24 protein-coding genes are annotated in these 24068 nt (G+C 47.6%); 13 read left to right on the forward strand and 11 right to left on the reverse strand.

Annotation, left to right across the window (positions count from 1 at the left end; translation table 11 throughout):
• The first annotated feature begins 27 nt into the window (after positions 1-27).
• Complete coding sequence (locus O9X78_RS15100; RefSeq protein WP_269620561.1) at positions 28-1659, forward strand: AMP-binding protein; 1632 nt, start codon at positions 28-30, stop codon at positions 1657-1659.
• Between the two features lie 73 nt (positions 1660-1732).
• Here O9X78_RS15100 and O9X78_RS15105 read toward each other — a convergent pair whose 3' ends face one another.
• From O9X78_RS15105 to O9X78_RS15120, 4 genes are read right to left on the reverse strand one after another with little or no spacing between them, the layout of a single operon-like run.
• Positions 1733-2152, reverse strand: coding sequence for a GFA family protein (locus tag O9X78_RS15105; RefSeq protein WP_269620562.1), 420 nt, complete (start codon positions 2150-2152; stop codon positions 1733-1735).
• 21 nt (positions 2153-2173) lie between these two features.
• Complete coding sequence (locus O9X78_RS15110; protein WP_269620563.1) at positions 2174-2857, reverse strand: TetR/AcrR family transcriptional regulator; 684 nt, start codon at positions 2855-2857, stop codon at positions 2174-2176.
• A gap of 37 nt (positions 2858-2894) precedes the next feature.
• On the reverse strand, positions 2895-3686 hold the full coding sequence (locus tag O9X78_RS15115; RefSeq protein WP_269620564.1) for an enoyl-CoA hydratase/isomerase family protein: 792 nt from the start codon (positions 3684-3686) through the stop codon (positions 2895-2897).
• A 9-nt stretch (positions 3687-3695) separates the two neighbouring features.
• Positions 3696-4502, reverse strand: coding sequence for an SDR family oxidoreductase (locus tag O9X78_RS15120; RefSeq protein WP_269620565.1), 807 nt, complete (start codon positions 4500-4502; stop codon positions 3696-3698).
• Between the two features lie 677 nt (positions 4503-5179).
• Here O9X78_RS15120 and O9X78_RS15125 point away from each other — a divergent pair.
• Genes O9X78_RS15125 through O9X78_RS15145 form a run of 5 tightly spaced genes read left to right on the forward strand, consistent with a single transcriptional unit; the run spans position 5180 to position 10880 of the window.
• Positions 5180-6667: an acetyl-CoA carboxylase biotin carboxylase subunit gene (locus O9X78_RS15125; protein ID WP_269620566.1), complete on the forward strand. Its 1488-nt coding sequence runs from the start codon at positions 5180-5182 to the stop codon at positions 6665-6667.
• 1 nt (position 6668) lies between these two features.
• On the forward strand, positions 6669-7160 hold the full coding sequence (locus O9X78_RS15130) for an acyl-CoA carboxylase biotin carboxyl carrier protein subunit (RefSeq protein ID WP_269620567.1): 492 nt from the start codon (positions 6669-6671) through the stop codon (positions 7158-7160).
• Positions 7161-7198: 38 nt separating this feature from the next.
• Entirely contained in the window at positions 7199-8806 is a 1608-nt protein-coding gene (locus O9X78_RS15135) for an acyl-CoA carboxylase subunit beta (RefSeq protein ID WP_269620568.1), read from the forward strand.
• A 29-nt stretch (positions 8807-8835) separates the two neighbouring features.
• Positions 8836-10005 carry an acyl-CoA dehydrogenase family protein gene (locus O9X78_RS15140; RefSeq protein WP_269620569.1) on the forward strand — a complete coding sequence of 390 codons (1170 nt, stop codon included), beginning with the start codon at positions 8836-8838 and terminating at the stop codon, positions 10003-10005.
• A gap of 26 nt (positions 10006-10031) precedes the next feature.
• Entirely contained in the window at positions 10032-10880 is an 849-nt protein-coding gene (locus O9X78_RS15145; protein ID WP_269620570.1) for an SDR family oxidoreductase, read from the forward strand.
• 135 nt (positions 10881-11015) lie between these two features.
• On the opposite strand, the gene O9X78_RS15150 is transcribed toward O9X78_RS15145, so the two are convergent.
• Complete coding sequence (locus O9X78_RS15150) at positions 11016-13406, reverse strand: TonB-dependent receptor (protein WP_269620571.1); 2391 nt, start codon at positions 13404-13406, stop codon at positions 11016-11018.
• A 428-nt stretch (positions 13407-13834) separates the two neighbouring features.
• On the opposite strand from O9X78_RS15150, the gene O9X78_RS15155 reads away from it, so the two are divergent.
• Positions 13835-14020, forward strand: coding sequence for a hypothetical protein (locus tag O9X78_RS15155; protein ID WP_269620572.1), 186 nt, complete (start codon positions 13835-13837; stop codon positions 14018-14020).
• A gap of 20 nt (positions 14021-14040) precedes the next feature.
• On the opposite strand, the gene O9X78_RS15160 is transcribed toward O9X78_RS15155, so the two are convergent.
• The 5 genes from O9X78_RS15160 to O9X78_RS15180 form a co-directional block, all read right to left on the reverse strand.
• The gene (locus O9X78_RS15160; RefSeq protein ID WP_269620573.1) at positions 14041-14184 is read right to left on the reverse strand and encodes a hypothetical protein; all 144 of its coding nucleotides are present in this window, start codon (positions 14182-14184) and stop codon (positions 14041-14043) included.
• A gap of 104 nt (positions 14185-14288) precedes the next feature.
• Positions 14289-14972: an SDR family NAD(P)-dependent oxidoreductase gene (locus O9X78_RS15165; RefSeq protein ID WP_269620574.1), complete on the reverse strand. Its 684-nt coding sequence runs from the start codon at positions 14970-14972 to the stop codon at positions 14289-14291.
• A 33-nt stretch (positions 14973-15005) separates the two neighbouring features.
• Positions 15006-16019 (reverse strand): SDR family oxidoreductase, encoded by a 1014-nt coding sequence (locus tag O9X78_RS15170; RefSeq protein WP_269620575.1) that lies wholly within the window; start codon positions 16017-16019, stop codon positions 15006-15008.
• Positions 16020-16030: 11 nt separating this feature from the next.
• On the reverse strand, positions 16031-16573 hold the full coding sequence (gene folE, locus O9X78_RS15175) for a GTP cyclohydrolase I FolE (RefSeq protein WP_269620576.1): 543 nt from the start codon (positions 16571-16573) through the stop codon (positions 16031-16033).
• A 160-nt stretch (positions 16574-16733) separates the two neighbouring features.
• Positions 16734-17507, reverse strand: coding sequence for an acetoacetate decarboxylase family protein (locus tag O9X78_RS15180; protein ID WP_269620577.1), 774 nt, complete (start codon positions 17505-17507; stop codon positions 16734-16736).
• 654 nt (positions 17508-18161) lie between these two features.
• On the opposite strand from O9X78_RS15180, the gene O9X78_RS15185 reads away from it, so the two are divergent.
• From O9X78_RS15185 to O9X78_RS15195, 3 genes are all read left to right on the forward strand, one after another.
• Positions 18162-18362 (forward strand): hypothetical protein, encoded by a 201-nt coding sequence (locus O9X78_RS15185; protein ID WP_269620578.1) that lies wholly within the window; start codon positions 18162-18164, stop codon positions 18360-18362.
• 37 nt (positions 18363-18399) lie between these two features.
• Entirely contained in the window at positions 18400-19335 is a 936-nt protein-coding gene (locus O9X78_RS15190; RefSeq protein WP_269620579.1) for a LysR family transcriptional regulator, read from the forward strand.
• A gap of 109 nt (positions 19336-19444) precedes the next feature.
• The gene (locus tag O9X78_RS15195; protein WP_269620580.1) at positions 19445-19744 is read left to right on the forward strand and encodes a hypothetical protein; all 300 of its coding nucleotides are present in this window, start codon (positions 19445-19447) and stop codon (positions 19742-19744) included.
• A 135-nt stretch (positions 19745-19879) separates the two neighbouring features.
• Here O9X78_RS15195 and O9X78_RS15200 read toward each other — a convergent pair whose 3' ends face one another.
• Entirely contained in the window at positions 19880-20173 is a 294-nt protein-coding gene (locus tag O9X78_RS15200) for a 4Fe-4S dicluster domain-containing protein (protein ID WP_269620581.1), read from the reverse strand.
• Between the two features lie 320 nt (positions 20174-20493).
• Here O9X78_RS15200 and O9X78_RS15205 point away from each other — a divergent pair, with 320 nt between their 5' ends.
• The 3 genes from O9X78_RS15205 to O9X78_RS15215 all read left to right on the forward strand — a co-directional run bounded on the left by O9X78_RS15205 (position 20494) and on the right by O9X78_RS15215 (position 24067).
• On the forward strand, positions 20494-21669 hold the full coding sequence (locus O9X78_RS15205) for an amidohydrolase family protein (RefSeq protein ID WP_269620582.1): 1176 nt from the start codon (positions 20494-20496) through the stop codon (positions 21667-21669).
• 32 nt (positions 21670-21701) lie between these two features.
• Positions 21702-22697, forward strand: a complete 996-nt coding sequence (locus O9X78_RS15210; protein WP_269620583.1) for a Rieske 2Fe-2S domain-containing protein — start codon at positions 21702-21704, stop codon at positions 22695-22697.
• 158 nt (positions 22698-22855) lie between these two features.
• Positions 22856-24067: an acyl-CoA dehydrogenase family protein gene (locus O9X78_RS15215; protein ID WP_269620584.1), complete on the forward strand. Its 1212-nt coding sequence runs from the start codon at positions 22856-22858 to the stop codon at positions 24065-24067.
• Position 24068: the final 1 nt, after the last annotated feature.

Below are 24068 nucleotides of genomic sequence, written 5' to 3' on the forward strand. Positions count from 1 at the left end.
AATAATGATCTGTCGGAGTACCGAGCAATGAGCGAAGCGATAAAAACACCACTAGAAATGTTTTACCACTGGGAATCTGTTGCCGCGGATCAAGTATTTTTACGTCAACCTAAAGAGTTGCAGTGGACGGAGTTAACTTGGGCGCAGCTAGCAGATCGTGCGCGTCGCTTAGCGACCTATATTTCCGCCCAAGGCTATGAGCCCGGTAGCCGCATTTCGATATTCGCGAAGAACTGCGCAGATTGGATAGCCGTCGATTTCGCCATCATGCTCAGCGGTCACATAAGCGTACCTTTATATCCAGGGCAGGACGCGCCCTCGTCACGGTATATCTTAGAGCACAGCGAAAGCCAGATGATTTTCTTGGGGCAGTTTGATATCGCCAGCCAAGCGAATGATGTTTTACCAGCGAATATTAAGCGCGTCGGAATATTGGGCTGCGACTGCGATGTCGAGACTGATATCGATGCCATTGTTGCCAGTCATGAGCCTATGACGGCATCTCCGATACCCGATGCCGACGCGTTGATGACGATTCTGTACACCTCGGGCACTACCGGTAACCCAAAGGGTGTTATGCATGTTCACGGCACACCGGGACGCATTTTGCCGCGAATGCAAAAAGACTGGAAAATAGGTGGCGGCACAGAGCGTGAGCGCTTGATGTCGTATTTGCCGCTATCCCATGCGGCAGAGCGTTGCATTGTTGAAATGAACGCGTTGTATTGCAACGGCATTATTTCTTTCTCTGAAGGTTTAGAGACGTTCGCTACAGAACTCCGCGATGTTGAGCCAACGTTCTTCTTTTCTGTGCCGCGACTGTGGGTGAAATTTAAGGCCGCAGTAGACGCAAAAATCCCACCTGAAGTTCAGGCTGGATTTGGCGAAGAACAGAAAGAGCAGGTTAGAAAGCAGTTGGGTCTTAACAAAGCACGCATGGTGTTGACCGGTTCAGCACCGTGCCCACGGGACGTGCAAAACTGGTTCATCGACATGGGAGTGGTATTGCGCGAAGGCTACTCCATGACCGAGAACTTCTGCGACGGTACATTCTGGTTGTCCGATGAACGCCCGCAAGCGGGCTGCGTGGGTGTACCGCTAAACGGTGTGCAAATAAAAATCACCGATGACGAAGAAGTGTGTTTTAAAAGCGACGGTCTGATGACTGGGTATTACAAAAACCCAGAGAAAACGGCAGAGGCTTTAGTGGACGGCTGGTATCACACTGGCGATACAGGCAAGGTAGATGAAAACGGCAATCTTTGGATTACCGGCAGAATCAGCGAAGTCTTTAAAACCACCAAAGGCAAATTCATTCAGCCAATAAAACTAGAAGATGACTTTGGCTCGCTAATAGAGCTAGAGCAGGTTTGTGTATGCGGCCACGGCCTAGATCAACCTCTATTGCTCGCGACATTGTCTGAATTGGGTAGGGCGCTTCCGCAGGAACAGTTGGTGTCGAGTTTAGAAGCGTCGCTGACGCGTATTAACGGTACCTTGGCGGCCTATGAGCGAGTCAATCAAATTGTTATCACGCCGGAGTGGACCATTATGAATGGTTTGCTTACGCCAACCTTGAAGCTGAAAAGGAAAAGTATAATTGCGTACTTTAAAGATCAGATAGAGGCGAAGCACGACAATACGGTTGTTTTTATGTAAGTCTTATTTCGTGGGTATAAAAAAATCGCCGGTTGGCGATTTTTTTATACCTGAATTTTGGTGCGAGATTTGTTTACAGCGGCGGATTACCCGGTAATTCCATTAAGCCGTCATTTAGTTTTAACCAAGATACCTTAGAGGCGCACCACATATGGCCTTGCAGATTTACTGAGCTTGGCTTATCTAAAGAGCCTACTTTAATGAAAAGCATGTCAGGCATTTCTGCGAGTACTGAGTATAGCGGAGTGCCACAGTTGCCGCAGAAGTGTCGATTTACGGTCATACCCGCGTCGCCTTTGACTGTATAGACTTTTGTTTCCCCCGACATTTCGCAGCTAGCTTTTGGGAAAAAAGCGACGGTGGCGAAAGCGCTGCCCGACGCATATTGGCAGTCGCGGCAGTGACAGGCCATTACACTTACTGGGTCTGTGCTGCAAGTGTATTGGACGCTACCACAAGCGCATTGGCCTTTATGATTTATATCGTCGCTCATAAATTATTCCTTAGCTTTATATTATTGGTCGATGAGTTTGTTAAGTTTTGAAATTAAATGGTTTATTTCGCCACGTGAATTTTCTGGCTTTTGTACAATGCCGTAAAAAATGAGTTGAGTGAGTTGGTCGGCAATAAGCTCGGCGTCTTCGCGTTTGGTGCCCGCAACGAGATCCCATAAATAGTGCTCTATGGCGCCAAAGACGACATTGCGAATGAGTACTGGCGAGGCTGAGTCTGCAATCTCTCCACTTTGTTTTCCTTCGCGAACAACATTGATGACAACGTTGCTGTAGCGGCGGTTAAAGTTATGTACTTTTTCTAGTAGCTCGGTTTGCGACCCCCGCGACTCATTCAAAATTACCGTGCATAGATCGCTGTTGTTATGCAAAAGTGATATGTGGGTGTGGATGATATAGCGTAGCTTGTTTTGCGCACCGGAAATGGCACTGACGCCGCTTTCCATTGCCGCCGTAATTTCTTCGTAGAACTCTTCAATGACCTTCACCATCAAAGCGCGCTTACTTTTAAAATAATGTAAAACAGTACCTTCGACCACGCCGACTGAATCTGCAATCTCAGCAATGGTGGCTAGTTCATAGCCGCGATGAATAAATACTATTCGGGCGGCGGCGATGATTTCCTTTTCGCGGTGCTCCCGCGACAGTCGTGTGCGTGTGCTAGCGTTTTTCGTTTTGAGTGCCACGTTATTTTCTCTTGGTTACGAATCACAGGAGAGTGAGTTATTCGTCTCCGTGTGCGATAAAGTCGGCTTCGCGTCGCTCTTTAAACGAGCTAAGACCCTCTTTGAGGGCTTTTCCACCGAAGCTTGCTGTTTGTAGTTGTTGCTCTAGCTTTAGCTGGGTATTGAAGCTGCTTTGACAGGCAGAGCGCAAGGCTTCCTTGGTTCGGCGTATTGCCGCAGGGGAGAGCTTTGCTAGGTTTTCAGCTAGCGTTGAAGCCTCGCTCATTAGCTCGATATCGTCAATACACTTCCAAATCATACCTGTGCGGGCTGCGTCCTCTGCGGTTAGTGCATCGCCGGTTAAAAATAGCGCCAGTGCCTGATTATAATTCAGGCCGCGAGTAACGAGCCAGGAGCAGCCCATGTCTGGAACAACGCCTAGCTTAGGCACAAATGGCAGTGAAAAATAGGCCGACTTTGCTGCTAAGACGATATCAGCGTTAAGGGCAAGGCCGACACCCGCGCCTATAGCGGGGCCATTAATTGCAGATACTACCGGGATGGGCATGGCCATCATATATTCGGCAAGTGGGTTATATGTATCTTCAATCACCTTGTTAACGTAGTCGTCTAGCGGCCCCTCTTGGTTCATAAAGGTTTTAAGATTGCCGCCAGCGCTAAAAAACTTACCAGTACTTGTTAGTAAAACGGCGCGAATCTGTTCGTCAGCCACGGCGCCGCGCAGGGCGTTTAGTAGAGCATTGGCCATTTCTTCGGTCATGCTATTTAGGGTCGCTGGATCATTTAGGGTGATGGTACGTACGTAATTTTTATCGCTAGTTCGGATCATGACTTGTCCTTACGCTTTCTTGTTAGAGGTTAGGCAGTCGATACTTGCGTCGCCGATTTGGTAGCCGCCGTCGATGTCGAGAATCGTGCCCGTAATGTATTTACCGAGATCGCTGCTTAAATAGGCCGCTGCCGCGCCGATATCATCGACCGAACCGAGGTGGCGCATTGGCAGGGCCTTGAGTAATTTTTCACCCGCTGCTGGCTCGGTTGCAAATAGGCGTTTTAAGCCTTCGGTTTCTGCAGTAAGGCCAGGCGCAATGCCGTTTACGGTGATGCCCGCCGGGCCCCATTCCATTGCCAATGTTTTTAGCAGTGCATTTACACCCGCTTTTGCTGCGCAAACGTGTGCCTGCAATGGTGTTGGGTTGACTGCTTGTGGCGCAGTGATGGCGATAAAGCGTGCGCCGGGTTTTGTACAGTGGTCGAAGGCTGCCCGAAATACGTGGTAGCTACCGATTAGGTCGATGTCGATGATGGTTTTGAAGCCGTTAGGGCTGATGTCGATAGCGGGTGCGAAAAAGTTACCCGCCGCCCCTGCGACCACGATATCTAAACTGCCGAATTGCTCTACCGTGGCGGCAATGGCGCCGTATACAGCGGCGTAGTCCCGGACATCAGCACTGAACGCCAATGCGTGGTGTGAACCTGCTGCGGTGATTTCCGCCGCGGCTTTCTCCGCCTTTTCTAAGTCACGACCAATGACACTGACTTTTGCGCCAAGCTTGGCCAAAGATTTTGCGATGCCGAGATTGATGCCGCTGGTGCCGCCGGAGATAAATGCGACTTTGCCGTTAAGGGTATTCTCTTTAAACACGGTACTTTCCTTATTGCGGATTTTGGTCGTAATTTAGCCTATAATTGAGTAAAGCTCAATATCGTGAAATTTGCGCTGTCCCGTTTCACCATCGTGATATAGGGTTGCTGACGTTTTTGGTGAAATTCTATTTTAATAAAATAGGTATAATAATCATAGTGTTAGTGTTTGTTCTGGTCGAGATGTTGGTGATGTTTCTGTCGCTTAGGGGCGGGGATCTGTCCTCGATATTTGTATCATAATATTGATTAATAGGTCAGTATTGGATATATTAATGCTTGCTCAATAGGTGTCGGTGATGATGCTATAGAGAGAAATTTTATGCTGCACACTTTTTGTGTGGCTGCGAGGCAAGCGCCCTTCCAGGAGCGACTTTTTCCCGCCGTAATTCAGGCGGGATTTTTTTATCCTGCACCCGGTTACCCCAATATTCTCTGCTATACGGCTGATGATATGGCCATCCTAAAGGCTGGTGCGCGGATAGCTGCTTATTATTGAGCGTGTTTCAATATTAGTAATATCTTTTTTAAGTCTTTGTAATTTAATGATTAATTATAAAAACATCGGTGTTAACTGTTGTTTTAAGTTTGAGTTATGGTTTTTTTTTCTTTTTTATTGAGTGAAGCTCAATTGTGTTGTATAAATATTGTCGTCAACTAAGCGCACTGGAAAATTCAATGTCAGCTGTACGAAGTTTTAAAAAAGTACTTGTCGCTAATCGCGGCGAAATTGCGATGCGGATCTTACGCACGTTAAAGGATTTAGGTCTGCCGTCTGCAGTTCTCTATCATCGTCAAGAAATTGAAAGTCCGGCCTTAAAATTCGCCGACGAAGCCTACGAAGTATTCGGCGATACGCCGGTGAGTGCGTATCTTGATATCCCCCAAATTGTTGGCCTGTGTAAAACACATGGGGTCGATGCGGTGCATCCGGGTTATGGCTTCTTGGCTGAAAACGCTGGCTTTGTTCGCGCCTTAGATGAGGCCGGTGTGTGCTTTATTGGCCCGCGTCCTGAAGTAATGAATCTTATGGGTGACAAAATTGGCTCACGTGATTTTGTTGCCGAGCGTGGTTTTCCCATCGCGCCGTCGGTTATTGATGATGGTGACGAAGATAAGCTTATTGCTGCCATTGTTGAGATCGGCTTCCCGGTATTGATTAAAGCCTCTGCTGGTGGCGGCGGTAAGGGCATGCAGATCGTCCGCGAAGCTACCGGCCTGAGAGACATCGTTGCCACCGCTAAAGTAGAGGCGCAGCGCTATTTTGGTGATCCACGAGTTTATGCGGAGCGTTATATAGAGAGCCCCCGTCATATCGAGGTTCAGGTTTTAGGTGATGAGCATGGCAACTGCGTTCACTTGTGGGAGCGGGAATGTTCTATTCAGCGCCGCTTCCAGAAGGTGATTGAAGAAACGCCATCTCCAGCGTTGAGCCCAGAGCTGCGCCGCGACATTTGCGAATCTGCGGTCGGTATTGCTAAAGCAACTAATTACACCGGCGCCGGCACGATTGAATTTATCTTTTCGCCAAACGGCGAGTACTACTTCTTAGAGATGAATACGCGCATACAGGTTGAGCATCCCATCACCGAAATGGTGACCGGTGTTGACTTGGTTGCGGAGCAAGTGCGAGTCGCGATGGGCGAACCACTTAGCTTCAAGCAGGAAGATATTAAGCAGGTTGGTCACGCGATTGAATGCCGTATCTGTGCAGAAATTCCCGACGATGACTTTGCTCCCGCCGCAGGCAACGTATTGGTTCTTCGTCCGCCTGTGGGCGAGGGTATGCGTTTCGACAGCGGCAGTTATGAAGGTCAAAAAGTGGGCACCGCTTTTGACTCCATGATTGCAAAGCTCATTGTTCACGCAGAAGACCGCGATGCCGCTATTGCGCGCGCCGGTGAGGCACTGGATCAATTCGTATTGTTGGGTGTTGAGACAAACGCCGACTATTTAGGGCGCTTGCTCCGTCATCCGGCGTTTAAGGCAGGTGAAACTAATACCGGTTTTATTAAAGAGCACGCCGCAGATTTAGGGCCGTCGCTTGCGAGTGATGATTTGCAAGCAGCCGTAGTGGCAACCGCAGCGCTGAGTGATCGCCAATTTGTGGCGATGATGGATGAAGTGCCTTATCCGTATCGCCTCATGAAAGAATGGAGAAACTGAGTTGAGATACACATTCAAAATTGGTGATGAACTGGTAAAAGTAGCACCGCGTAGTTTGGCCGATGAGTTAGTACTAACTATTGGTGATAAAGACTGCCAAGTTGAATTTGAGCACGGTAAAGACGACCGCTGTCATTTGACGCTAGATGGCAAGTCTTACGAGTCTTGGGTCGCCCGCGATGGTGATGATATTTACCTAAAAATGTCTGGTAGCTATTTCAAAGTCACCGCTATTGATCCTTGTGCTGCAGCTGCGGGCGCAAGTGCCGGTGCTGGCTCGATTAGCGCACCGATGCCCGGTGTTGTGGTGGAGGTGCTGGTAGCCGAAGGCGATCGCGTCGTTGAAGGCGATAAATTATTGACGATTGAAAGTATGAAATTGCAATCGACGGTTAGGGCCGCCTGCGACGGTGTCGTTGGCCACATACATGTTAGTGCAGGTTCTGAATTCAACAAGGACGATGTGCTTGTTGAGATCGAAAGCGACAGCTAAACCCTTAGACATCCACAGAAATCGGCTGGACTATCGCCATGCGTAGAATTCAATCGCGAGTGAACATTAACTCGCCAGAGTACCAAGAAAATCTTAAGGCCAACGAAGCGCGTTTGGGTGAGTTTCATCGCCGCCAAAATGCCGCTCGTCACGAGCGTCCGCAGCGGGATTTAGACCGTTTAGCGCGCCAAGGTAAAATGCTGCCACGTGAACGTTTAGAAATGTTGCTCGATCCGGGCACGCCATTTTTAGAGCTGTCTACTCTGGCTGCGGGCGAGCATTACGATGGTGATTCACCGTCGGCGAGCTGCATCACCGGGATCGGTATTGTGGCTGGTCGCGAAGTGCTCATTCATGCCAATGACAGCACGGTTAAAGGTGGTGCTTGGTATCCAATGACAATCAAAAAGATTGTGCGCGCCATGGATATCGCCATTGAAAATCACCTGCCAGTGATTCACCTGTGTGACAGTGCTGGTGGCTTCTTGCCTCTGCAATCAGAATTATTTGGCGACAAATATTTTGCCGGTCGTATTTTCCGTAACCAAGCCATTCTAAGTAAGATGGGCTGTAAGCAATTATCTCTGGTGTTTGGCCACTGTACGGCCGGTGGCGCGTATGTGCCCGCGCTGAGTGATTACAACGTTATTGTTCGCGGCACTGGTGCGGTATTCCTCGGTGGTCCACCACTTGTTAAAGCGGCAACCGGCGAAGAAGTAACCGTTGAAGAGCTGGGTGGTGCAGACATGCATACGTCGGTCAGCGGAACCTGCGATTACCCTGCAGACACCGAAGAGCAAGCGATTGCTATTGGGCGTGAAATTGTTGCCCAGTGGAGTAAAAAGAAAAAATGGGATGCTCAGCAGCAAGCCCCGGAAGCACCTTACTACGACCCGAAAGAGTTGTATGGGATTATCCCCGCTAACATTAAAACTCAGTTCGATATGATGGAAGTGATTGCCCGTGTAGTCGACGGCAGTCGCTTTCACGAGTACCAGCCCGCCTACGGTAAAACCTTGATCTGCGGTTTTGCCCATATTTGGGGTTACAAGGTTGGCGTCATCGGTAACAACGGTATTCTGTTTAACGATAGCTCTAAAAAAGCAGCGCACTTTATTCAGCTCTGTAACCAGAATAAAACGCCACTTGTGTTCCTGCAGAATATCACCGGCTATATGGTGGGGCGCGAATATGAGCGCGAAGGTATTACCAAAGACGGCGCGAAAATGATCATGGTGCAGGCGGGTAGTGAAGTGCCTAAGTTCACTATTATGACGAATGGCTCATACGGTGCGGGTAACTACGGCATGTGTGGTCGCGCCTTTGATAGTCGTTTCTTGTTCAGCTGGCCGAACAGCGAAATCTCGGTAATGGGTGGCGAGCAAGCGGCAAAAACCCTTGCAACCATTAAAACCACTCAGCTTGAGCGCGAGGGCAAAACCCTGAGCGAAGAAGAGCGCGCAAAAATCTATAGCGATGTGACCGACGATTTTGAACATCAAAGCAGCGCCTACTACACCTCATCGCTCATCTGGGATGACGGTATTATCGATCCAGCCGACACCCGCAATGCATTGGGTATGGCGATAGCTACCGCGATGAACGCGCCGATTGAAGATCCCCGTTATGGTGTTCTACGCGTATAAAAGTTGCCCAGTGAATTAAGGAAAAAGTAATGACAAATTTATTTGAATTGAGTGAAGAGCATCAGGGGCTACTGGATCATTGCGACCGTATCGCCCGGGATATGTTATACCCATTATCTGAGCGTATGGACAATGAGGAGTGGTGGCCGTCTGAATTGTTCCCTAAACTCGGCGAGCTGGGGTTGTTGGGGGTTACTGTTGATCCCGAGTACGGCGGCGCCGGTATGGACTTTTTGTCCAGTGGTGTTATTGCTCAGGCTTTTTCCCGTTGGAACCACGCCCTAGCTTTGAGCTGGGTCGCGCACGATAATTTATTTGCTAATAATATTTATGCAAACGGCAGCGAGTTTCTTAAAAAGAAATATTTGCCCGACGTTTGTGCCGGTACCAAAATTGGTGCACTTGGTTTAACGGAGCCCGGAGCTGGTTCAGACGCGCTAGGATCTATGCGGACAACGGCTCGCAAAGACGGCGACCACTATGTTTTAAATGGTAGTAAAATTTACATCACCAATGGCCCCATCGCAGATGTGTTATTGGTGTATGCAAAAACCGAGAAAGATGCAGGCTCAAAAGGTATTACGGCGTTTTTGGTTGAGAAGGATTTCCCTGGTTTTAAAGTGGCGCAAAAACTGATCAAAATGGGCTTCCGTGGCAGCCAAACCGCTGAATTGGTTTTTGAAGAGTGTCGTGTGCCGGCTGAAAATATCATTGGGGAATTAGGGCAGGGCCATCGCGTTGTCATGAGCGGTCTTGATCTCGAACGCGCCATGGTAAGTCCAATTTGTATTGGCATTGCTGAGCGCGCATTAGAGTTGTCGGTAGACTACGCAAAAACCCGCCAGCAATTTGGTAAGCCTATTGCTAGTTTTCAGATGGTGCAGAGCCGTTTGGCCGATATGTACACCAATGTCGAAACCATGAAGTTGATGACCTACCGCGCACTGTCTGCTTGCCAAGGTGTTGCTCACGGCGAAGCGGGGCGTGGAGAAATTCATAAGTTGACCGCGGCGGCCATTATGTTTGTTGCTAACACCATGAACAAAGTCCTCGATGATGGCGTACAAGTGCATGGTGGTAGCGGTTATATTTGGGAATCTGAAATTAACCGCTTGTTCCGTGCGACTAAATTATTAGAAATTGGGGCTGGTACCACCGAAGTTCGGCAATTGATTATTGCCGGTGAATTACTGCGCTAAGTAAGGTTGTCGGTAGAGAGAATAAAATGAGTAAACCGATATCAGTACTCAGTGACGCTGATTTTGCCAGTGCCCCACTACCATTTAGTGAGGAGGGATTTAAAGGGCAAGTAGTATTAGTCAGTGGTGGTGGCAGTGGAATTGGCAAGGCCACCGCTTGGTGTTTTGCCCGTCTTGGCGCTCACGTCATTATTACGGGCCGTACGGAAGAGAAGCTAATTGATACGGTCGCGGCGCTAAACGATTCGGGTTTACTTGCGAGTTACAAACTTCAAGATATTCGCGATTACGACGGTATCGCCGCAATGTATGCGGCAATTTTTGAGGAGCACGGACGCCTAGATGTGTTAGTGAATAACGCCGGTGGCCAGTTTCCTCAGTCGGCTATCGATTTCTCTAAAAACGGCTGGGATGCCGTGGTCAATAATAACCTCAATGGCAGCTGGTATATGATGCAGCATGTGGCGCGTCAATGGCGTGACCGCAAGCAGCAGGGCAGTATTGTAAATATTGTTGCCGTGGTGCCGCGTGGAATGAGTGGCGGCGCGCATACCTGTGCTGCTCGTGCTGGTGTTATCCACCTGTCGAAAACCGTCGCGGTAGAATGGGCGGAATATAATATCCGCGTTAACTGTGTCGCGCCTGGTGTTATTTTTAGCGAGGGGATGCGGACCTACTCGCCGGAAGCCTTGAGTGAATTTGATAAGTCGAATCCTATGAAGCGTTTTGGCACACCTTGGGATATTGCCCAAGCCTGTGTTTATCTCGGTGGCCCGAGCGGCAGCTTTATAACCGGTGAGGTACTCACCCTTGATGGCGGCGGTCAGCTGTGGGGTGATTTGTGGATGCAGGGTAGGCCTGACTATTTTCGTTAAAAGCGTCACCAATCTTCTAGGATTGATATAGACGTATTCTACTCTTTATTTAAACACTCTATGGTTTGCAATCCGAGCCTTGCTGTCAGCAGGTGCTCGAATTGCGGTCTATTTATCTAGTCGCCAATATTTGTATTAGAAGCCCACTCTGAAATCTAATTGATAAGTGGTTTGATCCGGATGAGGCGTCTTGGTGTAGTTACCGGGAATTAGAGGCTGGTCGAGAATGAGAACCGCATCTTTTTCCTGAGTAACATTTCGTGCTTGCAAGTTCACTGACCAGCCGCCAAGTTCTGAACGAAGACCCAAGCCGACATCGGTGCGAGTGACGGCGTCTTGCAAGGTGTTCGGATCAATATCCGAGTCTAAATAGCGTTCGTCGGTATAAGATATATTCATCCGCACGCTACCCAGAATATCCGCGCTACCAAATATAGGGAACTCCCATCTTGGTGATAATGAGCCTGACCAGCGGGGTGCATAAGGGAGCGGCTTGCCACTTAGGTCTTGGGTCTGGTTTTGCTCAGATGTAAACAGTGGCGGACCTTCGGTGAAACTGTCGTATTTTGCGTCTAGGTAGGCAAGGCTGCCCGCTAGGCTCACACCGTCTATCGGTGGTAGCCAGAAGAAATCCATTTCTGCACCCTGACTGGACGACTCAGGTGCATTGAAAGTGGTTAAGGTCACGCCAGAGAACGTCCGAATTTGCAGGTTTTTAACGTCGCTGTCGAACACGGCCATATTTAGGGTTAGCGAGCCGCCCAATAGACGGGATTTAATCCCAGCCTCATAGGTTAGTGTTTCTTCGCCTTCATACGTTAAGTTATTGTCGTTTAGAGGTGCAGGATCAAAGCCGCCCGCTTTAAACCCCTTTGCGGCATTCACGTAAACATTCACGTCGGGCAGTAATTCGTAGTTAAAGGCCAGTTTCGGCGACACATTGGTCTCTTTGTTCTTTAAATCTGGCGCATTGAAATCGCTTTGGTTGAGTGAGCCGCCAGAGATGCTATTACCCGCTGCTACTTGAGAGTATGACGAGCCTTCAGAGTCATCTTCGCCATAGCGTATACCTGCCGTAGCAGTTAGTCTGTCGGTCAGTATCCAGTTAAATTGCGAGAAAATAGCGAAGGACTGGGTAGTTGATTGAGTACCCGAAATATAGCGCTCGCGGTCGATAAAGCCCGGAATTAAATCGGGAAGCGATATGGGTAAATCGATCAGCAGTGGGTCAAAGGGTAGCTGGATGTTCTGAACAATGGCGCCTGCTCTTGCGAAGGCTATAAGCCCGTTCAAGCTAACATCAATGTCTTGAAATACATCGTTGGTGGATTCTTGAGCGAATACACCTATGACAAAATCCATGCCTTCGCCCCAGTCAAAGGGAGCGTCTAAGCCGCCTGCTAGGCGAACTTCTATGGCATTTGCGGTATAGGGATTGCCCTTAGGTGGCTCATTAAAGGCGACCAAAGGGACTGGCGAATAATCGACGTCTAGCGAATACGGCGTAATAACCTCAGACCATGACGCGATGGTAGTCAGTTCCGGTGCAGTAATTCCCATGAGCTCGTCAGGTCGCCAAATTAAACTTAGCGACGCGGCTTTCACTTCACGATCTGAGCGGGTTGGCGCATCGGTAGACGTGTTTTGATCGTAGGCGTCAGCCTCGGTCTGCGGATCGTATTCCTGGAATACTCTCAGGCTGCGCTCGCTGGCGATAAACAGGGATTGGGTATAACCCTTGGTGAGCGATTCTGCATACAGGCCGGTGAAGTTAGCTGTCAGCGTATCGCTGATAAACCAGCTGAGCTTTAAACGAACCGCCTTATCTTCCTGGGTTTGCTGCTCGTCGCGGGTGCTATTGTATTCCAGTGTATCGGCGTCGTTATAGCGGAAGGCTAATCGGCCCAAGAGGTTATCGCCTAAAATGGGGCCAGAAATGGCGCCTTCCACATTATTACTTTCAATGTTTTCGCCATGGCCGTATTTGATGAAGCCCTCTGGCTCAGACGTGGGGTCCATGGTGTGGAAATTAAGTACGCCACCGAGGGTGTTCTTTCCGAATAGTGTGCCCTGTGGACCGCGTAATACTTCTAAGCGGTCTATATCAAACACCGCGTCTTGCGCAAAAGTCGAACGACCATAGGGCACATCATCGATAACGAGACCGATGGATGGCTCAAAGCCTACCCCTAGCGGCGGCGTACCAAAGCCGCGGATGGTGATGCTGGTATACAGCGCCAAAGATGCATCGAAACTGACGTTGGGAATATAGCGAGTGATTTCCCCGACATCAGACAGGCCAGCCTCTTGAATGAAATCAGCACCAATGACCGAAATAGACAGCGGCACATCTTGCGCGCTCTCAGCTTTTTTGTTCGCAGTAACAATCACTTCCTCGATGATTCGAGGTGCGGCGTGCAAGGGGCTGCTAAAGAGACCCGTACCTGTGGCGACAAGGGCAGAGGCGCTTAATAACCGGATGGCTTTACTAAGTCGCTGAGTTGGCGCGTCGCGATGTTGAAGCATACGTATGTTTTCCCTTGTTATTGTTGTGCGCGTACTTTTCCGCGTAGTTACAGGATTGTAGCTATTGCAGCGTTAAAGGTAGCACTACATCGGGTCTCTTGCATGTTCGCAGGCGCTTTATTTTGACTTGTGACGACAGCATCGGTGGCGTTTGAGGACAGTTGGTGGCTGGTGTTGCAGTACTTGAGTATGCGTCACCGTATCGTCGATTGAGATTTAGGCGATAATCCCTCTCTGTTATAGCGTCGCGCTTTGTGACGTACCCATTTTGCGCCCGTAGCTCAGCTGGATAGAGCGCCGCCCTCCAGAGGCAACTCCTGCATTAAAATTTATCAATCGGTGTAGCATGTAAATCATGCCAGAATGGATTGCCTGTGTTGGATAACTCTGTATAGGAGCACGGAGCCACTTTAGAGTGGCACATATCTATGGGTGCGCATCTAAAATGTCACGCTAAGGCAAGAAAGCCTTGGCGAAGTTGGAGTGACTTAGAGCGGCAATTTGCGCCCTTTGGCGATATACCCTCGGCCTCGATTGAGCAGTTGCAGTCGGTGAATCCTATCCATGTCCAACGAAGTAGCGATAAAAACGATCCAGAGGTCTACGAGTTTTAGCGGATTTGCTTCAGTTGCGTTTACAAAGCGCATCGTGGGCCGTTGTACCGCTTCGCAAAACACACCTTGTCCAGCTCGGGATTGCCGTGTTCATCAACGTGAAAAGAGGATTTGCTAATATCAACGCCGATAGTGGCGACTGATCGAAATGCTGCTTTTTTCATGGTTGGCCTCTCTGCGCTTGCTAGGGGAACTGATATATTCCGCTGAAACATCCCGCTTAGGGAGAGGGGTGGAGCATTCCATTAAATCAACACGGCTTGTTACATTATCCCCCTTTTGAAACCGGTATTAGTGCCCCAGATATTGATCGCGCGGCAGCTGAAGATAAAAATTGAATCACGTCGGCGATGGATTCAGGTTTTACCCAGCTACTTGTGTCGGCGTCAGGCATCGCTGCACGATTCGCCTTTGTGTCGATAGTGCTGGGCAAGATAGCGTTTACCGTTGTATTGGTGTCTGCCAGTTCTTTGGCCAGAGATTCGGTGAGTTTGTGTATGCTTGCTTTAGAAGAAGCATAGGCGCCCATACCTGCATCCGCTGATAATGCGCCTATGGCGCCGATATTGATGATTCTACCTGCGCGACTTTGTTTTATTTCTGGCAGTGCCGCTTTGGTCATCGACACCGCAGTTAACAAATTCATTCCGAACATCCGCTCCCAGTCCGATAGTTCACTGTTGTCTAGCATCCCCCAGGAGAATCCGCCTGCGATATTTACCAGTACATCTATGCCGCCGAATTTGTCCTTCACCGCGTTCGTGACCTTCTGGCAATCTAGGGGTTTGGTGAGGTCTACACCGGCTAGATCCAGCGTGTGATCAATGATGGTGGCTGGCGCCGAGGCAAAGTCTACTCGGCAAACATTATGACCATTTAGCGAAAACGCATGTGATACCGCTGTGCCTAGTTCGCCAAACCCTCCGGTTACGATGATGTTTAATTGGGTCATGTGTGAATCTCCAGTGTTATATATTTGACGGGCTCAATTAGATTTCTCTAAGGAGGTAATTTGTCGTGCAGATTCAAGAATTGAATTTCTAATATCCCGTGGCGACCAAGCTAAGATGTTCTTCGCTTTATTTGCTGATGTTATACGTTTCTGCCCTAGGATTCTTGTGGTGTTTCTGGCTTCTGCATTGAATAGACCAAAGAGCTGAGTAAGAAAGTTGGGTAGTTCAATGCGGGGTGCTTTTTTATAACCATTTTTTCGGAGTAGTTTGGCGACATCTTTGAGCCACATTTCCCGCTCGGAGACAATTAAGCGCTCGCCGTCTGAGTGGTCGTTTTGCATTGCCAGTACATGGGCTTCGGCGACGTCGCGAACATCTACATAGCCAAAGTGCAAGGCGATTGTTACAGGTGTGGAGCCATCGATCATTCTCTTAATGATGTCATTTGATACGCCTAAATCGTCGCTTAGAGATGGCCCAACAATCATGCTCGGATTGATGACAGTCAGTGCCATCTTTGAATTTTCTCCAGCGCTTGATACGAATGCCCACGCGGCGAGTTCCGCCATGGTTTTACTTTTAAAGTAGGTAGATACTCTCGCTAATGCTGGGTCAGTCCAGTCATTTTCGCTAAAGGATTCCGCCTTGCTGGTATTTTCGGTAATGGCGCCGCAGGAGGATGTGAGGACGACTTTTTTTACACCGGCCTCGCTGGCAGCACGCAGTACCCTTAAAGTACCGTCGCTTGCCATGTTTATCCAATGCTCAGGATCTTTCGGTTCGCCGATAAAAAACGGTGATGCGACGTGCAGTACATAGTCGCAGCCGTCTGTTGCATCCTTCCAGCCCGCGTCGTCGGCAAGATCGGCTTCTAATAGCGACAGATTTTCATGGCTAATGTTGGCTTTGGACAGCGACTCTCGTATTTCGGCTTCTCTGCTTAAAGACCGAACTGTGCCTTTTACTAAATACCCCTGTGCTAATAATTGCGCGACGCAATGCAGGCCAAGGTAGCCTGATGCGCCTGTAACTAGTACGCACTCCATATGTTCTTCCTTCAAAGATTTATTAGTGAGAGAAATTCATTGCGGGTGGCTTGATTCGTTTTAAATTCACCAATCATTGCAGAGGTGCGCATCACCGAGTTTTGCTTTTGCACACCGCGCATCATCATGCACATATGGCTGGCTTCAATAATAACGCCAACACCGAGCGCGTTCGTTACTTCCATTATTGTGTCGGCGATTTGGGTGGTTAGTTGTTCTTGAATTTGAAGGCGTCGCGAGTAGAGATCGACAACTCTCGCGATCTTAGATAATCCTAATACCTTTCCGTTGGGTATATAGGCCACATGTGCTTTGCCGATAAAGGGTAATAAATGGTGTTCACAAAGTGAATACAGTTCGATGTTCGAAACCACAACCATTTCATTGGCGTCTGAAGTGAAGAGCGCGCCGTTTATGACTTCGTCTATGGTTTTTTTGTAGCCTTCGGTCAAGTATTGCATTGCCTTGGCAGCGCGTAATGGCGTGTCAATCAGACCGTCTCGGTTAACATCTTCACCGACTGACTTGATGATTTCAAAATAGGATTTTTCCATAAGTTACTTGGCTACTATTCTTGTTTTTATTGATTTCGCTTAAAGATATTGAGCGAGGAAACATTGCATTGATGGTGGAAAAGCCACCTCCATCACTACTACTTGCTGGAGATGACTTTTCCGCACAGTCGTCTACATCACATAGACCGAATGTCGAGAGTTACTTCTTTTTTGGTGGTGCACCTAGATGGCCTGGCCATCTGCTGCCGCCTATGGTGTCTACAAAGGGCCAAAATGCTTTTGGATCTAGCTCGCCAGCGATCGTGACTGACCGGCTTCGATATTCTGGCCACCATAAATGAGATGAGATCTGTTCTCTTAATGGTAGCATCGTGGCAATCGGGTCCCATGGGCTGTCAAGCAGCGTCAGTTTGCCGTCGAGGGCCAAGCGGTAGCCGGGGCCGTACTTGCCATGCACTTTAACGACGTGGGGTGGAAAGTCATAGCCTTCTTCGCCGCCCACTTTGCGAGAATATTTTGTCCACCATTCAAACCGCTCTGGGTCGCCCTTGATCTGGTCTTCTTCCCCCACCGTGGCAGTGAAATTAAGAAAGGTATAGCCCTGATGATGACAACGTGCAGTAACGTTCGGTCCAAGGCGATAGTATTCAGTAGTAGCCGGGAATTTTGGCTGGCCATTCATCATGACGCTGATATGAATCGCTGCTTCCTGATCAATGCCGTAGCCGATGGCATATTCGCCACTTTGGCCTTGATAGTCTGCATTTACGGTAATGAGAACCCCATATTCAGGTTCTTCGTTCACCGGAAGATTGTATATAGTCAGGTTGACGTTCGGAGTTTCACCGGGATCTATGCCTGGCGGTAACAGCTTTGCTATCGCTTCTTTATCTGTGCGATACACAATCTTTAGCATTGGCCACTGTGAAATCTCACCGGGAGTTGTCTGTGGCGCTTTCGCGGGATCTGTCATGTTAAGTAGACCTCTTCTATCTGGTAATTATTTTTAGTGGGTTTCTTTTTGGTGATCGAAATATACCCAGCAGCGAACTTGCACTGCCGCGTTCTGTAGTCGACGCTGGAGATACTAGCACTTGAAATTCTGTTCTATAAGGAATCAAACGTAATATGACTGTTCTCAGCCTTGGGCCAATGATGCCTCGTCGATTGTGCGCTATTCAGCGACAATGAGTTTACATTGGGTGCTTTATTGTTATGACTGCGTCGAGATAAAGTCGTGTAATCGAATCGTCGCGTGTGTGAGTACTCGGGGCGTATAGGAAATAATAAGTGAAGTGACCCTTGGTTCCTCAGTGTTGGGTTGAGTGCTGTAAATGATCTATGGCCCCCGAAGATGCACGATTAATGAAGTCATCATGTAGCCACTTGGTTTAACGATTTCCGAGATACTAGTAATTTCAGATTCCGTTGCGGTAATGAGCGAATTCAATAGTTAATGTGGTTGCTAGGGCTGAATTAATAAAAATTAACGATTGGGTTCACCTGCAAACTTGAGTGCTAGTATCCGGTCATCATGAATAAATGGTTTTGGCTTTGAATCAGGTGAAGTGGATAAAGCATGATCCTAAATTCAATGAATTATAAGTGCTAGCCATTGGGAGTAAGTGTGGATAATTTTCAGGGACTAACAGCGGTTGCAACAGGCTCAGTCAGTTCCTTGGTCGCTGCGGCCGGTATGGCTTTTAATGCGATCAGAGAAAATAAATTCTGGATATTTACGCACCCATTTAATGGCTATTACAAAGGTTTGACAGACGCACTTCTAAATGGGGAGAATCCTAGCTATAGCGATGTAGAATTCGACTAACAATAAAGCTGGGAATTGAGCCCGCAAAAGGAGCTATGTGTCTAAATTCGTGAGTTCGTCAATTGGTAGATGGGATGGTATCGACGAGTTTGTTCAGTCGGTTTCATCGGGAAGTTTTACTGCAGCGGCAGAAAACTTAGGGGTTTCTAAGTCCTATGTGAGTAAGCAAGTTGGAAAACTTGAAGATAGGTTGAATGCAAGGTTACTTCAGCGCTCAACTAGGCAGTTGGCGCTGACCGATGTCGGCGAAATCTTCTATCAAGAATGTCTTACGCTGTCGAGAAGGTTTGAAAATCTCGAGTCAGTGATATCGGAAATGCAGAATAGTCCTAAGGGTATTCTAAAGGTGGCGATAAATTGCCGTTTTGGTGTGCAGTATATGGCCGGAGCGATTGCGTCATTTGCGCGGCTTCATCCTGATATGTCTATCACTGTGCATTCTAGTTTCCGAGACGTTGACCTGATTGCCGAAGGGTATGACTTAACCATACGTTATGGTGAATTAGAAGATTCATCGCTGGTGGCTAGAAAGTTGGGGGGTTATACGATGAGCTTGTATGCGTCTCAGGCCTATTGGGATCAATACGGAATGCCGCTGAATGTCGACGATCTTCAGCATTACAATTCATTGTGCACGCCCGACAGAAATTGGCATTTTAGTGCCTCCAGAGTAGTGAATAAAGTTCGGGTTACCGGCAATTGGATCAGCGAGGATGGCGCGGCGTTGAAAGCGGCGGCAATGGCTGGCATAGGCATAGTTCAGTTGCCTGATTTTTTTGTTGCGAATGAGGTTGAGTCTGGTGAATTGGTGAGGCTTCCGCGGCCTTGGAATTTTTACTGGCGAACTGCCTGGGCCGTATATTCTGGGAATCAACATCTTTCGGCGAAGATCCGGTTTTTCATCGACTTCTTGTGCAAAAGTATGGCTGGTGAAGCTTGGCTAGAGAATAAAAATCTGTTTCATAAGGTGTGATATTTTTAATTTAGAGGGGTAAATTTATAGATGTGTTCTTTTATGAATTAATACTTTATTTAAAACAAATTCAATATAAAGCCACGTAAAATTAAAGAGAGGAATAGCGATGAGTGTTGAAGGATCTTGGGACGTAGTATTGAATACGCCTATGGGTAAGCAAAAGGGAAAGATGACTGTTTCCGTTAATGGTGATGAGCTACTTGGTGAAATCCAATCGCCTATGGGTAACATTCCTATGAAAGAAGGGAAGTTGGATGGTGATAAAGCGACATGGCTTTGCGGTGTGACAAAACCAATTTCGATGAATCTCGAATTTGATGTTTTGTTTGAGGGAGACGTCTTTAAAGGTACAGTTAAGGTAGGGCCAATGGGTAAGAATGTTGTTGAAGGAAAGCGAGCCTCGTAAGTAATTGGTTTGGTTTTCTTGGGCCATTTCTAGGTCGCAGAGCTTGCCTCGGCGACCTCTTTGTGGCCAATTTGACAGGCGCATGATTTTATCCACTTGATAAATTGGCGGATTTAAAACATTTTTCAAACCTGTTCATGGATTGTAAGGTTGCAGTGTAAGCGCGTTCTCGGGGCATGCATCGATACAGAGTTTGCACGCATGACAGGCGGAGGGATTTACTACAAACGCTTGCATTCCTCCGTGGTTGAATGCCTTTATTTTACCAATGATTGAAAGATTGGCGCGTTGTTCTTTTGATATTTTGGCAACTTCGAATACATCGAATGGACAAACCTGCACACAATCGTCCTTTCCCTCGCAGCGGTTCCGGTTAACTACAGGTGCTACTCTGCCCGATATGCCGCTACAAGATTCTTTTTTATTCATGTTTTATTGTCCGTATTGATAATTTATATACTTTTGAAGAATAAAAATATTGAAATTTAATTATAAATACGATCATAGAGTACAGCTGTATATTTTTACAATAGTTAAATATATTTGAGTTTCCATTATGATGAATTTCGCTCTCATCCATATACTTTCGATTGTGAAAATCGCGCATATGACGCCATTCGTGACCGTTTAGGCTCTATTTAAAAGTTATTGTCTCTCACTCGTGAACAATGTAATTACATTTAGATTCTTCTCGCGTCAGATTTGCTGAACTATAGTTTGCGAATGTTGGTGTTAATAGAGAATAAAAAATGGATCGTTATCTAATCGTATCTACAGATGGTCACGCAGGGCTCCCAATGGAGCGTTACAGGGACTATTTAGAATCAAAATATCACGCAGCTTTCGATGAGGCTCTGCCGATTCAGAGAGAAAAGACTCGTAAGGCCGAAGAGTTCTTGTTGTTAACTGATTTTAATGACAAGTGGCGTGAGCAGGTCGAAGACAATTTGTCTGGCGCGTGGGATGGCGCGGTTCGCAATAAAGTTATTGATAAAGACGGTGTTGCGGCGGAAGTGTTGTTCCCAGACGGAATTACTGAAATGAATGCGCCTCCATTTGGTGCGGATTTGGGGTTGCGTCCTTGGGGAGTGGATCCAGAGTTACAGTGGGCGGGTGCGCGAGCGCATAACCGTTGGATGGCGGAGTTCATGAAGGAAGATCCGATTCGTAGAATCGGTGTTGCGATAGTGTTGATGCTATACGATGTGGATGAGGCCTTAAATGAAGTTAAATGGGCCCATAAAAATGGCTTTCGGGGGATTCTCATTCCGCCACTGATGGGCGATAGAGACGCGTATAACCACCCTAAGTATTACCCTATTTGGGAATACTGTCAGGAATACGGAATAGTAGTTCACACTCATTCTGGTCCATCGCCTGATTATGACTACACTTTGCCAGGCGCTATTGGGGTGTTCGTTACAGAATTTGCGTGGTGGGCTGCGCGTCCGCTGTGGTTTATGATCTTTGGTGGTGTGTTTGAGCTTTTCCCACGATTGAAGTTTGCTTTAACGGAAGTTAGTGAGTTCTGGATACCGCATTTGATGGAGCTGATGGATGTTCGTGCTTCGGTTAAGCATACTTCAGGTAAATTGGGTGACTTCAGAAGTAATTTAACGATGGCGCCGAGTGAGTATTTCAAACGAAATGTTTGGGTGGGTGCGTCCGCTCTCTTTGATGAAGGCTCAACGGCTGTTCGCCATGAAATCGGTATAAATAATGTTATGTGGGGCACTGACTATCCGCATCCGGAGGGCAGTTGGCCGAATACGCACGACAAGATGGTTAAGTACTTAAAGGGTGTTCCTGAGACTGAGCTAAAGCTAATGCTAAGTACCAACGCCATTGAGTGTTACAACTTGGATGAGGCTGAATTAAACAAGATTGCGGCGCGTATTGGGCCCTTGAAATCTGTTTTTGCGTAAGTTCTAAGATAATAATTAACGAGGATAGCAGCGTGACTGAGCGTTTTCCTATGCCTATGCCCTACGGTTGGTTTTGTGTAGGCTTTAGCAATGAGTTAGATAAGAACGAAGTTAAAAATATCCATTATTTTGAGCGGGATATGGTTCTTTTTAGAACTGCTTCGGGAAAGCTCGGCTTGACCAGCCCTGTATGCCCTCATTTGGGGGCGCATCTTGGGCATGGGGGAACTGTTCAGGGAGAATCAATTCGATGCCCATTTCATCATTGGCATTACGACGCCGAGGGTGTGATTACAGAAATTCCTTATGCTTCGCGTATACCGCCTAAGTGGGAAGGAAAGCCCTGTCTTAAAACCTACCCGGTGTGTGAAAAGAATGGGGTCATTTGGGCCTGGTATCACCCCAATGAGACCAAGCCAGAGTACGACGTAATCGAATTGCCAGAGGCTCATGATCCGAGCTGGACGCATGAGCGTCGGTATTTTTGGGAGTTCAATTCTTGCCCTCAGGAGATCGCTGAGAACGGTGTAGATGTAGCGCATTTCCAATTTGTACACAAAATGGAAGCGGTACCACTCGGTAAAACCGAATATGAAGGTCATATCCGACGTAGTTTAGTTACTGGAACTCATATGATTCCGGATGAGACCGGTGAGGTTAAAGAGGTAGAAATTCGCGTGAGCGTCGTCCAGAACGGGGCTGGCCAGAAGTGGACCCGGTTTACAGGGGTGGGTGACTACCTTGTACAGGTCCTTGTGACACCGGTCGCGAGAGAGAAGGTTGAAGTTAGATTTGCCTATAGCTATCCGGTGCATGAAAAAGGAAGCTACCTCGACGCTGTTATGGAGTATTCAATAGCGACGACCAATGGGCAGCAAGGGTTAGAAGGTGATATTCCAATTTGGCACAACAAATTTCATCTGGTAAATCCGGTATTGTGTGACGGCGATGGTCCAATCATGAAATTCCGAAAGTATTTTTCACAGTTTTATAATTTCGAAGTAACGGACGCTGTGAAAATAGTTTGATTTTGATGTTTTAGATGGCGAAAAAATTATTTATTTTTAACTATCAAATTATCGAGATAATAGGCTATTAATAATTTGGCAGAACCTGAGGCCACTTAATTTGGTTCTTTGCAATTATAGCTTTCGGTAAATACAAATAATTATTTTGGGAGTTCAATATGAACAGCATGTCGATCAGTAATTCAACGTCCACAATGCATAGCTTGGGATCACCTCGTGCAAATGAGTTGCTAGAAAAGGCGAGAGCTTTGCATCCAGTACTGAAAGAAAGAGCGGCCAAGTGTGCTGCAGATGCAAAGGTACCCGAAGAAACTATCGCTGATTTTAAAGAGGCGGGATTTTTCAAGATTCTTCAGTCTGAAGCCTACGGCGGATATGAAATGGATCCCCAGGTTTATTATTCCGTCATCATTGAAATCGCGAAAGCGTGTATGTCGTCGGCGTGGGTATTGAGTGTTGTAGGTGTGCATAACTGGCAGCTTAATTTGTTCGATCCTGAAGCTGCAAAAGAGGTTTGGGGGGATGATCCGAGTGTGCTTATCTCGTCTTCCTATGCACCAGTTGGTTTGGTAACGCGAGTGGAAGGCGGCTTCACATTGAGCGGTTGCTGGAGTTTTTCTAGCGGCTGTGAGCATTGTGACTGGGTTTATCTTGGCGCTGTCGCTCCGGGAGAAGACGGCTCTTGGGAGATAGAAAACTACAGAACATTTTTACTTCCGCGCAAAGACTACAAGATTATTAAAAACTGGGATGTGGTAGGTCTTAAGGGTACCGGGAGCCACGATATCGATGTGGATAATGTGTTTGTTCCTGAGCATAGAACGCATTTTATGTTTGGTGATGTTGGCTCGGATAAACATAAAAATAAGCGCCCTGTATACCAGTTGCCCTTTATGCAGGTGTTTTCTCGCGCTGTATGCACGGCCACCTTGGGGGCGCTGGAAGCTGCGCTGGATGACTATATTCATGTCGCCAATAATCGCTTGGCGGGTCGTGTAATGATGAGAGATGACGCGGATTCAAAACGTATCGCCGCGCAAGTTAAATCAGAAATAGAATCTATGAAACTAATCATGATTTCTAATTTTGACGCTATGTTGGAGAGCGCTAGAACCGGTGTTGAAATCAGTATGGCTGATCGCGCACGGTTTCGTTATGAAAGTTCAATGGTGGCAGATCGCTGTATCGCATTGTCATCAAAAATGCTCAAAGCTTCTGGATCTGGCTCAATTCGTAATAAGAGTGCGTTGCTGGCAAAGCATCTAGATATGTTGGCTAGCCAAGCACACGTTGCAAACGTGTCGGATGCCTTTGAGATTAATCTAGGCGGCGTATTGTTTGGCCATGAAACCACTGAGCTGGGGCTTTAAG

This window comes from Zhongshania aquatica, from assembly GCF_027257955.1.
Lineage (GTDB): Bacteria > Pseudomonadota > Gammaproteobacteria > Pseudomonadales > Spongiibacteraceae > Spongiibacter > Spongiibacter aquatica.

Bases quoted from the DNA above. Each gene is read 5' to 3' on its own strand.
- O9X78_RS15100 (WP_269620561.1), top strand. From the start codon at position 28: ATGAGCGAAGCGATAAAAACACCACTAGAAATGTTTTACCACTGGGAA.
- O9X78_RS15105 (WP_269620562.1), bottom strand. From the start codon at position 2,152: ATGAGCGACGATATAAATCATAAAGGCCAATGCGCTTGTGGTAGCGTC.
- O9X78_RS15115 (WP_269620564.1), bottom strand. From the start codon at position 3,686: ATGATCCGAACTAGCGATAAAAATTACGTACGTACCATCACCCTAAAT.
- O9X78_RS15125 (WP_269620566.1), top strand. From the start codon at position 5,180: ATGTCAGCTGTACGAAGTTTTAAAAAAGTACTTGTCGCTAATCGCGGC.
- O9X78_RS15135 (WP_269620568.1), top strand. From the start codon at position 7,199: ATGCGTAGAATTCAATCGCGAGTGAACATTAACTCGCCAGAGTACCAA.
- O9X78_RS15140 (WP_269620569.1), top strand. From the start codon at position 8,836: ATGACAAATTTATTTGAATTGAGTGAAGAGCATCAGGGGCTACTGGAT.
- O9X78_RS15145 (WP_269620570.1), top strand. From the start codon at position 10,032: ATGAGTAAACCGATATCAGTACTCAGTGACGCTGATTTTGCCAGTGCC.
- O9X78_RS15150 (WP_269620571.1), bottom strand. From the start codon at position 13,406: ATGCTTCAACATCGCGACGCGCCAACTCAGCGACTTAGTAAAGCCATC.
- O9X78_RS15155 (WP_269620572.1), top strand. From the start codon at position 13,835: ATGGGTGCGCATCTAAAATGTCACGCTAAGGCAAGAAAGCCTTGGCGA.
- O9X78_RS15160 (WP_269620573.1), bottom strand. From the start codon at position 14,184: ATGAAAAAAGCAGCATTTCGATCAGTCGCCACTATCGGCGTTGATATT.
- O9X78_RS15165 (WP_269620574.1), bottom strand. From the start codon at position 14,972: ATGACCCAATTAAACATCATCGTAACCGGAGGGTTTGGCGAACTAGGC.
- O9X78_RS15170 (WP_269620575.1), bottom strand. From the start codon at position 16,019: ATGGAGTGCGTACTAGTTACAGGCGCATCAGGCTACCTTGGCCTGCAT.
- folE (WP_269620576.1), bottom strand. From the start codon at position 16,573: ATGGAAAAATCCTATTTTGAAATCATCAAGTCAGTCGGTGAAGATGTT.
- O9X78_RS15180 (WP_269620577.1), bottom strand. From the start codon at position 17,507: ATGACAGATCCCGCGAAAGCGCCACAGACAACTCCCGGTGAGATTTCA.
- O9X78_RS15195 (WP_269620580.1), top strand. From the start codon at position 19,445: ATGAGTGTTGAAGGATCTTGGGACGTAGTATTGAATACGCCTATGGGT.
- O9X78_RS15200 (WP_269620581.1), bottom strand. From the start codon at position 20,173: ATGAATAAAAAAGAATCTTGTAGCGGCATATCGGGCAGAGTAGCACCT.
- O9X78_RS15205 (WP_269620582.1), top strand. From the start codon at position 20,494: ATGGATCGTTATCTAATCGTATCTACAGATGGTCACGCAGGGCTCCCA.
- O9X78_RS15215 (WP_269620584.1), top strand. From the start codon at position 22,856: ATGAACAGCATGTCGATCAGTAATTCAACGTCCACAATGCATAGCTTG.